This is a genomic window from Leisingera thetidis, from assembly GCF_025857195.1.
Lineage (GTDB): Bacteria > Pseudomonadota > Alphaproteobacteria > Rhodobacterales > Rhodobacteraceae > Leisingera > Leisingera thetidis.
This window is the reverse complement of sequence record NZ_CP109787.1, coordinates 3,162,347-3,173,818: the sequence shown is the minus strand read 5'-3', so window position 1 is coordinate 3,173,818 and position 11,472 is coordinate 3,162,347. Positions and strand designations below refer to the sequence as shown.

9 protein-coding genes are annotated in these 11,472 nt (G+C 65.7%); 6 read left to right on the top strand and 3 right to left on the bottom strand.

What is annotated here, in order from left to right:
• The first annotated feature begins 26 nt into the window (after positions 1-26).
• Both OKQ63_RS15235 and OKQ63_RS15230 read left to right on the top strand, forming a co-directional pair.
• Positions 27-1,259, top strand: coding sequence for a Tm-1-like ATP-binding domain-containing protein (locus OKQ63_RS15235; protein WP_264210895.1), 1,233 nt, complete (start codon positions 27-29; stop codon positions 1,257-1,259).
• Between the two features lie 237 nt (positions 1,260-1,496).
• Positions 1,497-3,587: a 3-hydroxyacyl-CoA dehydrogenase NAD-binding domain-containing protein gene (locus OKQ63_RS15230; protein WP_264210894.1), complete on the top strand. Its 2,091-nt coding sequence runs from the start codon at positions 1,497-1,499 to the stop codon at positions 3,585-3,587.
• Positions 3,588-3,768: 181 nt separating this feature from the next.
• Here the strand turns inward: OKQ63_RS15230 and rpe are convergent, their stop codons facing one another.
• Positions 3,769-4,458, bottom strand: coding sequence for a ribulose-phosphate 3-epimerase (gene rpe / locus OKQ63_RS15225; protein ID WP_264210893.1), 690 nt, complete (start codon positions 4,456-4,458; stop codon positions 3,769-3,771).
• Positions 4,459-4,677: 219 nt separating this feature from the next.
• Here rpe and phnC point away from each other — a divergent pair, with 219 nt between their 5' ends.
• The 4 genes from phnC (at position 4,678) to phnE (OKQ63_RS15205) (ending at position 8,808) form a co-directional block, all read left to right on the top strand.
• Positions 4,678-5,496 carry a phosphonate ABC transporter ATP-binding protein gene (gene phnC / locus OKQ63_RS15220; protein ID WP_264210892.1) on the top strand — a complete coding sequence of 273 codons (819 nt, stop codon included), beginning with the start codon at positions 4,678-4,680 and terminating at the stop codon, positions 5,494-5,496.
• 64 nt (positions 5,497-5,560) lie between these two features.
• Complete coding sequence (phnD, locus tag OKQ63_RS15215; protein ID WP_264210891.1) at positions 5,561-6,463, top strand: phosphonate ABC transporter substrate-binding protein; 903 nt, start codon at positions 5,561-5,563, stop codon at positions 6,461-6,463.
• 114 nt (positions 6,464-6,577) lie between these two features.
• On the top strand, positions 6,578-7,447 hold the full coding sequence (gene phnE, locus OKQ63_RS15210; RefSeq protein WP_264210890.1) for a phosphonate ABC transporter, permease protein PhnE: 870 nt from the start codon (positions 6,578-6,580) through the stop codon (positions 7,445-7,447).
• Complete coding sequence (phnE, locus tag OKQ63_RS15205; protein ID WP_264210889.1) at positions 7,444-8,808, top strand: phosphonate ABC transporter, permease protein PhnE; 1,365 nt, start codon at positions 7,444-7,446, stop codon at positions 8,806-8,808. Before phnE (OKQ63_RS15210) ends, phnE (OKQ63_RS15205) begins: the two co-directional genes overlap by 4 nt.
• Before the next feature lie 282 nt (positions 8,809-9,090).
• On the opposite strand, the gene OKQ63_RS15200 is transcribed toward phnE (OKQ63_RS15205), so the two are convergent.
• Positions 9,091-10,170 carry an Mrp/NBP35 family ATP-binding protein gene (locus tag OKQ63_RS15200; protein WP_264210888.1) on the bottom strand — a complete coding sequence of 360 codons (1,080 nt, stop codon included), beginning with the start codon at positions 10,168-10,170 and terminating at the stop codon, positions 9,091-9,093.
• A 246-nt stretch (positions 10,171-10,416) separates the two neighbouring features.
• Positions 10,417-11,445, bottom strand: a complete 1,029-nt coding sequence (gene gap, locus OKQ63_RS15195) for a type I glyceraldehyde-3-phosphate dehydrogenase (RefSeq protein WP_264210887.1) — start codon at positions 11,443-11,445, stop codon at positions 10,417-10,419.
• Positions 11,446-11,472 lie beyond the last annotated feature (27 nt).

Genomic DNA, 11,472 nt, shown 5'->3' with positions numbered 1-11,472 from the left:
GAAGCTGAAGAGACGGGAGAAAGCCTGTGGCAGACAAGACCATTCTAGTCGCCGGAACCTATGACACCAAGGATGACGAGCTGGGCTATCTGGCGGAGGTGATCCGCGGGCAGGGCGGCAAGGTGCTGACCATGGATGTCAGCGTGCTGGGCGATCCCGCCCGGCCTGAGGACGTCAGCAAGCATGAGGTGGCGGAGGCCGGCGGAAGCTCGATCAAAGAGGCGATCGGCTCAGGCGATGAAAACACCGCCATGCAGATCATGGGGGCAGGTGCGGCGGTCATGGCTCTGCAGCTGTACCAAGACGGCCGCATTGACGGTGTGGTCGTGCTGGGCGGCACCATGGGCACCGATCTGGCGCTGGACATGTGCGCGGCGCTGCCGGTCGGGGTGCCGAAGTATATTGTCTCAACCGTCGCCTTCTCGCCGCTGGTGCCGCCGGACCGGATCCCGGCGGACGTGCAGATGATCCTGTGGGCCGGGGGGCTGTACGGGCTGAACTCGATCTGCAAGGCCTCGCTCAGCCAGGCCGCAGGGGCGGTACTGGGCGCAGCGCGTGCGGTGGAGCCGCCGCGGCGGGACCGGCCGCTGATCGGCATGACCTCGTTTGGCAAGACGGTGCTGCGCTACATGGTGGCGCTGAAACCCGCGCTGGAGAAGCGTGGATTCGAGGTTGCCGTGTTTCACGCCACCGGCATGGGCGGGCGCGCGTTCGAGAGTCTGGCGGCGGAAGGCGCCTTTGCCGCGGTGATGGATTTTGCGCCGCAGGAGGTGTCGAACCACCTGTTCGGCGGACTGTCGGCGGGGGCGGACCGAATGACCAATGCAGGCCGCGCAGGGATACCGCAGCTGGTGGCGCCGGGCTGCTGTGATCTGGTGGATTTTGCCGGATGGCAGGAAATGCCCGCGCAGTTGAAAGGACGGGAGACGCATGCCCACAACCGCCTGCTCACCTCTGCCCTGCTGAATGCAGACGAGCGGCGGCAGGTGGCACACGCCGTCTGCGGCAAGCTGGCCGCCGCACGGGCGCCGGTTGCGGTGCTGCTGCCCAGGGGCGGCTGCAACGAATGGGACCGTGCCGGGGCGCCTTTGCATGACGCGGCGGGGCTGGCGGCCTTTTGCGGCGAGATGCGCCGCAGCTGTCCCGGAAATGCCAGCCTGCATGAGCTTGACTGCCACATCAACGATGCGGAATTTGCGGCCAAGGCGCTGGAGGTGCTGGACGGCTGGATCGAAAGCGGGGCGGTGAAGACGCACTGAGCGCTCCGCAGCGCCGTTTGGCGCGGCATCCCTGCTCGAAACGTTTCAAAAAGTTTTCAATTTCGTCCCCACCTGTTACATGATCCGCGACGAAACAGGCGCCGTGCTTTGCCATCTCCCCTAACGCGGGGTTTGGCGGCCTGCGGCTGCCATTAGGGCTTGGCGCAGATACTGCTGCCGTGCCTAATCAGTCGGGACTTGGGCGCGGCAGGCGGCCCCAGAAGAAAGGATGACCGGATGACCGAAGCCATTGCATATGAGCGCGTGGGCGAAATTGCCGTTCTGAAGGCGCAGAACCCGCCGGTGAATGCACTGGGCGCGGAGGTGCGCAAGGGGCTGCTGGCCGGGATCGAACGGGCCGAACAGGACGGCGCCAAGGCGGTTCTGATCTATGGCGAGGGCAAGACGTATTTTGCCGGCGCCGATATCCGCGAGTTCGGCAAGCCGCCGCAGGATCCGCAGCTGCCCGGCCTGTGCAGCCGGATTGAGGCCTCGCCGCTGATCGTGGTGTCCGCGATGCATGGCACCGCTCTGGGCGGCGGGCTGGAGGTGGCGTTGGCCTCGCATTACCGGATTGCGGTGCCGTCTGCGAAGATGGGGCTGCCCGAAGTCAATCTGGGGATTCTGCCGGGCGCCGGCGGTACCCAGCGGCTGCCGCGGGTGGCAGGTACAGAAGCGGCGCTGGAGATGATCACGACAGGACGCCACATCGGCGCGGCGGAGGCGCTGGAGAAGGGCGTCATCGACCGGATCGAAGACAGTGATCCGCGGGACATCGGCCTGGCCTACGCGCAGGAATTGCTGAAGCAGGGCGCGCCGCGCCGGGCGGTGGGGGAAATGCCCGCGCCGGACGCGGTGGATTTCGATGCGGTCTACGAGGCCACGCTGAAGAAAGGCCGCGGCCAGCTGTCGCCCGCGGTGGCGGTGCGCGCGGTGCAGGCCGCAGCTGAGGCGGAGAGTTTCGAGACCGGCCTCAAGCGCGAACGCGCGCTGTTTCAGGAACTGATGGACTCCGATCAGCGGCAAGGGCTGATTCACGCCTTCTTCTCGGAACGCGCGGTCAGCAAACTGCCGGAACTGGAAGGGATTGAGCCGCGCGGGGTCGCCTCGATGGGGGTGATCGGCGGCGGCACCATGGGGGCAGGCATTGCCACTGCGGCATTGCTGGCCGGATTGCCGGCGGTTCTGATCGAGATGACCGAAGAGGCGGCAGCCGCAGCCCGCGGACGGATCGAGGGCAACCTGAAAGGCGCTTTGAGGCGCGGCAAGATCAGCCAGGCGCAATACGAACAGCTGACCGGCGGGGCGCTGACGGTGGCGACGGACTATGCCGCGCTGGGGCAGGTGGATCTGGTGGTCGAGGCGGTGTTCGAGGACATGGGCGTGAAGCGCGAGGTCTTTGGCAAGCTGGACGCCCACTGCAAGCCGGGCGCGGTGCTGGCGAGCAATACCTCTTATCTGGATGTGGACGAGATCGCCGCGGCGACCTCCCGGCCGCAGGACGTGATCGGGCTGCATTTCTTTTCGCCCGCGCATGTGATGAAGCTGTTGGAAGTCGTGGTGGCGCAGCAGACCGCGCCGGAGGTTCTGGCCACCGGATTCGCGTTGGGCAAGCGGCTGAAGAAGGTCGCGGTGCGCTCCGGCATCTGCGACGGGTTCATCGGCAACCGGATCATGAACGCCTACCGCAAGGCGGCGGAATACGTGGTGCTGGACGGGGCCTCGCCCTATCAGGTGGACCAGGCGGTGACCGGTTTCGGCTTCCCGATGGGGCCGTTTGCGATGGGGGATCTGGCCGGGCTCGACATCAACTGGGCCGCGCGCAAGCGCCGCGCGCCGACCCGTGATCCGCGCGAACGGGTGCCGCGCTTCTACGAGATGCTGTGCGAGGGCGGCGATTTCGGCCAGAAGACCGGCAAGGGGTTTTACATCTACGAGGAAGGCAGGCGCGGCGGCGTGCCGAACCCCGATGTGGCGGATCTGATTGCGAAGGATCAGGAACAGCAGGGCGTTGCCCCGCGCGCGTTCAGCGATGCCGAGGTCCTGCGCCGCTATATGTGCGCGATGGTCAACGAAGCTGCCAGGGTGGTGGGCGAAGGCATCGCGCGGCGGCCGCTGGATGTGGATATGGTGATGGTCTTCGGCTACGGCTTCCCGCGCTACTGGGGCGGGCCGCTGAAATGGGCCGAGCTGCAGGGATTGGACGGCATTCTGGCGGATATCCGGTCCTATGCGGCGGAGGATGATTTCTTCTGGCAGCCCGCGCCGCTGCTGGAGCAGCTGGTGGCCAAAGGCAAAACCTTTGACGATCTGAACAAGAGCGGCTGAACGGGCGGGCGGGCGCCCTTCCGGCCCGTCGAGGGCCATCAGGGCGCGGCCCGGCAATGCCGGGCTGGACGCAAAACGCTGGCCGTATCACGCATAAGCGCCGCGCGGAACGCGCGGCGCCTGGCCCAACAAGAGCGGTGCATCTTTGATGCGCCTGGCGATTGGCGGGAGTTTCCGCGCTTTACGCCCAGGTGCCTTCGGTGGCGGAACGGATCTTGCGGATGTTGTCGCCGTAGACCTGCGGGTTGTCGACCGAGCCGCCCTTGAACACGGCGGAGCCTGCCACCAGCACGTCGGCGCCTGCCTCGGCCACCAGCGGCGCGGTTTTGGGATCAACGCCGCCGTCGATTTCGATATGCACCGGGCGGTCGCCGATCATCGACCGCAGGCGGCGGATCTTGGCAGTCATGTCGAGGAACTTCTGGCCGCCGAAGCCCGGGTTCACGGTCATCACGCACACGAGGTCCGTGAGGTCCATGAGATGCTCCACCGCTTCCGCCGGGGTGCCGGGGTTCAGCGCAACGCCGGCCTTCATGCCCGCTGCGCGGATGGCTTGCAGGGTGCGGTGGATGTGCGGGCCAGCTTCGACATGGGCAGTCAGAACGTCGGCGCCCGCATCGGCGTAGGCGTCGATATAGGGATCGACCGGCGCGATCATCAGGTGCACGTCCATCACCGTCTTCACATGCGGGCGGAACGCCTTGACCGCCTGCGGGCCGAAGGTGAGATTCGGGACGAAATGGCCGTCCATCACATCCACATGCACCCAGTCGGCGCCCTGCGCCTCGATGGCCCGGATCTCCTGCCCGAAGTTGGCGAAATCGGCGGAGAGGATGGAGGGCGCGATCTTGATCTTGCGGTCAAAGGACATCTGGCAGCTTCCTTTTGCAAAGGGAAAATGAGGAGTCGATGGCCATATAGACCGTCCCGCCCCCCGTGCACAGGGGCAGTTTTCCTTGCCGCGCCCGGTTGCGGTGCGGTGCACGTCCCGGAGTTGCGCCGGGCGGCGTTACAAAACTTTCACGGCAGTGACACATGAGCTTTGAGCAGGCGCGCTAGGCATGCCCTCGAACGAAGAGGGAGCGCCCCGGTGCTGCGCATTGACAAACTGACAAAACGGTTCAGCGGAAAGATTGCGGTGGATGCCGCGACGCTGGATATCGACAAGCCCTGCATGATCGGGGTCATCGGCCGCTCCGGAGCAGGCAAATCCACCCTGCTCAGGATGCTGAACCGGCTGGAGGACGCCAGCGGCGGCCGCATCCTGTTCGAGGGCCGGGAAATCACCGGCCTGAAGGGCCGCGAGAAGCGCGCATGGCAGTCCGAATGCGCGATGATCTTCCAGCAGTTCAACCTGGTGCCGCGGATGGATGTGGTGTCCAACGTGCTGCATGGCACGCTGAACCGGCGGTCGGCGATGGCGACGATGTTCAACCTGTACCCGATGGCGGACATCCACAAGGCAATCGACATTCTTGACCGCCTCGGCATCGCGGAACATGCGGCCAAGCGCGCCGAGGCGCTGTCCGGCGGCCAGCAGCAGCGGGTGGCGATTGCCCGGGCGCTGATGCAGGATCCGAAGATCATCCTGGCGGATGAGCCGATCGCGTCGCTCGACCCGATGAACGCTCAGACCGTGATGGAGGCGCTGCGCCGCATCCACGAGGAAGACGGGCGCACGGTGATTGCCAACCTGCACACGCTGGACACTGCGCGGCGCTATTGCGACCGGGTGGTGGGGATGCGCGACGGGCGCATCGTTTTTGACGGCCTGCCCGAACAGCTGACCACCGGCGTTGCCCGCGAAATCTATGGCGCCGGGGAGGAATTCTCCGAAGCGGCCACGTCGACCGAGATCGAAACGCTGGAAAAGACGGACGCGCTGCGCGCTGCCATTCCGGCCGAATAACCCTGACCTGTTTTCATCTTCCCGGACGCTGCTGCGCCGGGAAGGCCAACCGGAGAGACACGAGATGAAGACCCTGCTTGCCGCCGTTCTGGCCGCCACTGCGCTTACAGCCCCCCTCAAGGCCGAAGAGATCAGCGAATTCCGCATCGGCATCCTGGGCGGCGAAAATGCCCAGGACCGTCTGAACAACAACGAGTGCCTGCGCGAATACGCAGAGAAGGAACTGGGTGTCGAGACCAAGCTGTTCGCCCCTGCCGATTACAACGGCGTGATCCAGGGTCTGCTGGGCGGCACCATCGACATGGCCTGGCTGGGCGCATCGGGATATGCCAAGACCTACCTGTCCGACCCGGAGGCGGTGGAGCCGGTTCTGGTCAAGGTGAACACCGACGGCGGCTACGGCTACTACTCGGTCGGCTTTGCCCGCAGGGACAGCGGCATCGGCTCGCTGGAGGACATGAAGGGCAAGGTGTTCGGCTTCGGTGATCCGAATTCCACCTCCGGTTACCTGATCCCCTCGATCGAGATCCCTGCCAAAATCGACGCAACCATGAAATCCGGCGATTACTTCGGTGAAGTGAAATTCACCGGCGGCCACGAGCAGACCATCGTCGCGGTAGCCAATGGCGACGTGGACGGGGGCGTGACCTGGGCAGACGGCCTGGGCGAATGGGAAGACGGCTACCAGTCGGGTGCGCTGCGCCGCGCCGTGGACGCGGGCCTGGTCGACATGAACGACATGGTCGAAATCTGGAAATCCGCGCCGATCCCGGAAGGTCCGGTGGTGCTGCGCAAGGCGCTGCCTGCAGAGGTGAAGGAAAAGATGACCGCGCTGATGGACAACCTCAGCGAAACCGACCGCGAATGCTTTTATGGTGTGGCTGCGGGCGAAGCCAAGAGCTTTGATCCGATCACCCACGACGCCTACGAGGTGATCATCAAAGCCCGCAAACTGAAATCCGAGTAATTTCAGCCAAGTGCCTTTCATACCGAGCTCTGCGGGGTTCCGGGCCAGTCCCGGGCCCCGCAATTTCCCTGATGGCCGCCGCACCGGCCGCCCTAGCAAGACCAGGACCCTTACATGGCAGATCTGACGGCAGCCCGGCCGGCGGTGGACGAGATCCGGGACCACTACACCGCGCACACCCGGCGCAAGCGGCTTTACGGCGGCATTCTTCTGGCAGTTTTCGTGGCGCTGATGGCGGCAGGGTTCCGCACCGCCGATGACCGCAATGCCGGTTCCTTTGCGGACGGGTACACCCGCATCTTCGATTATCCCGCCGAGGTGCTGGCTGAGGCGGCGGAAAAAGCCGCGCAGCTGCCCGGGCATCTGGCGACCTTTTTCCCAGCACTGGTGGAAACCCTGAACATTGCCGCGGCCTCGACCCTGGCGGGGGCTGTTTTCGGAACCTTGCTGTCGCTGCTGGCGACCCGGGGCATGGCGCCCTGGGCTCCGCTGATCCCGCTGTTCCGCCGGATCAGCGACATCTGCCGCGCGGTGCCGGAAATCGTCATCGCGCTGGTGCTGATCTTTGTCCTTGGCGGCGGGCCGGTGCCTGCGATGATCGCCATCGCCATCCACACGGCGGGCGCGCTGGGCAAGCTGTTTTCCGAGGTCAATGAAAACGCTTCGCTGAAGCCTGTCGAAGGGCTCAGCTCTGTCGGCGCCGGCTGGGCGCAGCGCATGCTGCTGGGGGTGCTTCCGCAGGTCGGCCCCAACTATGTGAGCTATGCGCTGCTGCGGTTCGAGATCAACATCCGAGCCTCTGCCATCCTCGGCTTTGTCGGGGCCGGCGGCATCGGCTACGAGCTGAAGAACGCCATGTCCTGGGGGCAGGGGCGTTACGACGAGGCCGCAGCGATTTTCCTCCTCCTCTTTGTCACCATTGTTGCCGTCGACCAGCTGTCCGGCATCATGCGTGACCGTCTGACCCATGGAGCGAAGGCATGACCACGTTCGACACCAATCTCTCCTCCGCCGAGCTGAAGCAGGGCATATCGCGGCTGTTCCTGAAGAAGCGCCTGATGAACTTTGCCCATCCCGCTGCGGTGCTGGCCTACCTGGCTTATGTCTTCTTTGCCTTCGACGTGCCCGGGCTGTGGCAGAAGGCCAGTCTGGAAAACGCCAGGACCCTGATCAGCGACAGCTACAGCTACAAGACCCATGTCACCCGCGACAACCGCAGCGGCGCGGTTTCGGTTGCGATCGAGGGCGAGCGCAAGGGCGCCTATCCCGACGGGACCGCGCCGGATTGGGTCGCCCTGGGCACAACCACGGTGATTGATCTGGAGGACGGTCATACCGTCACCTTCGGACCGGACAGCATCGCCTACGCGATCCCCGGGTATGGCACCGTGCGCGCCACCCCCAGCCGCAGCGCCGGCGTTCAGGCCGAACTGCCGCCCGGCGGCGTGCCGGAGTGGATCAATGTCTCCAAGAACCGGCTGGCGGTCACCACCGAAGCCGGCCGCCTGACCGTGACCCGCAACCGGGCCGAAGTGTTCCGCTATTTCACCGGCTGGGAACTGTTCTTCTTTACGCTGGACAGCCCCTATTACGGCATGGGGGCAGGGGAGCTGTTGCAGCGTGCAGCCTCGGGCGAAGCAGCCGCAATTCTCAACGCGTTCTGGACCAACAAGATGTGGCGCCACCGGGATGTCGCCTGGGCGATTGCGGAGACCCTGCTGATGGCCTTCCTCGGCACCATCGGCGCCGGTCTGATCGCGCTGCCGCTGGCCTTTGCCGCGACCCGCAATTTCATGCCCTTCGGGGTCCTGCGCTTTGCCATGCGCCGCATGTTCGACTTCTTCCGCGGCGTGGACTCGCTGATCTGGACGGTGGTTCTGGCCCGCGCCTTCGGGCCCGGCCCGCTGACCGGTGCATTGGCGATCCTGGTGACGGATACCGGCACTTTCGGCAAAATCTTCTCGGAAGCGCTGGAGAATGTCGACCGGAAGCAGATCGAGGGCATTGCCTCTACCGGTGCGGGGCCAGTGCAGCGCTACCGCTTCGGGGTGATCCCGCAGATCACCCCGGTGCTGCTGAGCCAGCTTCTGTACTTCCTCGAATCCAATACCCGCTCCGCCACCATCATCGGCGCGATCACTGGCGGCGGCATCGGCCTGCTGCTGACCCAGGCGATCATCACCCAGAAGGACTGGGAGGAGGTGGCTTATTACATCACTCTGATCATCCTGATGGTGATGCTGATGGACTGGTTCTCGGGCTGGCTGCGGCGGCGGCTGATCCAGGGCGATACCGGGGCGGCCAGGCGCAAGACGGACAAGGGGTCGCCCCTGCTGCTGCCCTGAGCCGCGGGACCTGCGGGCGGAAGAATTCCTGGCGGAATACGCCTGATCCGGCAGGCGGGGGCGCCCGCCTGTTCCGGTGCAATCAAGGAATGCACGTCACAGTCGGGCGTGGCGCCGCTGTGCGGCGCACAGAGGACCGCCGGGGAAGCGCTTCAGGGGAGGGTCTGCCCTGAAGCGCGTCTTCCCGTCTGTGGACTGCCAGCCCCGCCTCAAGAAGGGGGAGCGGAGCTGTTCACCGCCGCTGCGCGGCGCTTGACCCCGGGGCTGGCAGAAGTCAGGATGTCAGGCGGCGCCTGCGTCCACCAGCTGGGTTGCGATGTCGAGGAACACCTTGGCCTGGGCGCTTTCCGGCTGTGCGGCCACGATCGGCGTGCCGCTGTCGCCTGCCAGCCGCACATCCAGATGCAGGGGCACCTCGCCCAGCAGCGGCACGTTCAGTTTCTGCGCTTCCTGTGCCACGCCACCATGGCCGAACACATGCTCCTCGTGGCCGCAATTGGAGCAGATGTGGGTCGACATGTTCTCGATCATGCCCAGCACCGGCACGTTCATCTTGCGGAACATGTCGATGCCCTTGCGGGCGTCGATCAGCGCCACGTCCTGCGGGGTGGAAACCACGATGGCGCCGTCCACATGGGTCTTCTGCGCCAGCGTCATCTGCACGTCGCCGGTGCCCGGCGGCAGGTCGACAATCAGCACATCCAGCTCGCCCCATTGCACCTGCAGAAGCATCTGCTGCAGCGCCCCCATCAGCATCGGGCCGCGCCAGATCACCGCCTGATCCTCGCCGGTCATCAGCCCCATCGACATCATGGTGACACCGTGGTTGCGCAAGGGCAGGATGGTCTTGCCGTCGGGGCTGGCCGGCCGGCCGGACACCCCCAGCATCTTGGGCTGCGAAGGACCATAGACGTCGGCATCCAGCAGCCCCACCCGGCGCCCCTGCATCGCCAGCGCGCAGGCGATATTGGCCGAGACGGTGGACTTCCCGACGCCGCCCTTGCCCGAGGCCACGGCCAGGATCCGCGCAACGCCCGGAACCTTCTGCGGCGCCTGCTGCTGCTGCTGTTGGGGCTGCGCTGCTTTCTGCGGCCTCAAATCCGGCGGCGCCTTCTCGGAATGGGCCGTCAGCATGGCCGAGACCTTCTCCACGCCCGGCAGCGCGGCCACAACAGCATCGGCCCTGTCGCGCACCGGGCCATAGGCCCCGGACTTGCCGGGATCGATCTCCAGCACAAAGCGGATTGTGCTGCCCTCGACGGTCACCGCCCGGGCGATGCCCGCGCTGACGATATCGCTGCCGCTGACGGGATCGGCGATGGTTCTGAGCGCCTCGAGGACGGTTTCACGGGTGACGGTCACGCCGGTCTCCTGTAGCTGGTCAAGTCTTGCGCCCGTTGTGGCGCAATTCAGCGCGGCATGCCAGCGGTTCCCGGGGCGGAGTTTGTTTCGGCGCATCCTGGATTCAGCATTTTCCCAGGCTGGGCTTGTCCGCCGCAGAGAACGGGCGGCCAGCACCGGAACGCCGCAGCGCCGCGCGTCAGCGCGGCGCCGGGCCCAACGGGAGGAGGCACCTGCAGGTGCCGGACGACGGGCGGGAGAGCCCGGTCAGCTGGCCAGGGCAATCTCGGCGGATTTCATCACCTCGCCGATGCTGCGGCCGGTGTCCACCATGCGGTTGGAAAAGCCCCATTCGTTGTCATACCAGCTAACCACCCGCACCAGCCCTTCGGAGGTGACGGCGGTCTGCGCGGCCGCAAAACAGCTGGAATGCGGGTCATGGTTGAAATCGACCGAGACCAGCGGATCCTCCTCATACGACAGGATGCCCTCCAGCCCGTTCCCGGCTGCCGCCTTCACCGCGGCATTCACCGCTTCGGCGGTGGCGGGGCGTTCCGGCACAAAGCTCAGGTCCACAACGGAGACGTTGGCGGTGGGCACGCGGATCGCCGAGCCTTCCAGCCGCCCCTTCAGATGCGGCAGCACCTCGGAGATTGCCCGCGCCGCGCCGGTGGAGGTGGGGATCATCGACAGCGCCGCGGCGCGGGCACGGTACAGATCCTTGTGGCTGGTGTCGTGGGTCGGCTGGTCGCCGGTATAGGCGTGGATCGTGGTCATATAGCCTGTCCTGATCCCGAAGGCCTCATCCAGCACCTTGGCCAGCGGTGCCAGGCAGTTGGTGGTGCAGGACGCGTTGGAGACAACCACATCCTCTGCCGTCAGATCCATGTGGTTGACGCCGAAGACCACGGTCCGGTCGGCATCCTTGCCGGGGGCAGAGATCAGAACCCGCTTGGAACCGTTCCTCAAATGCCGCGCCGCGTCATCGCGGGAGGTGAACAGCCCGGTGCATTCATAGGCGATGTCCACATCCTGCCACGGCAGCTCCTCCGGGTTGCGGACGGCGCTCAGCCGGATGCTGTGATGGCCCACCCGGATCAGGTCATCCGCCAGGAACACCGGTGTCTTCAGCCGCCCATGCACGCTGTCGTATTTCAGCAGATGCACCAGAGTTTCCGGCGCGGACAGGTCATTGATGGCCACCACCTCGATATCCTCGGCGCGGCTTTCCAGAAGCGCCCGCAGCACCCCGCGGCCAATCCGCCCGAATCCGTTGATTGCGATCTTCAATGTCATCCCTGACCTCCGGCTGTTGCACCGGAT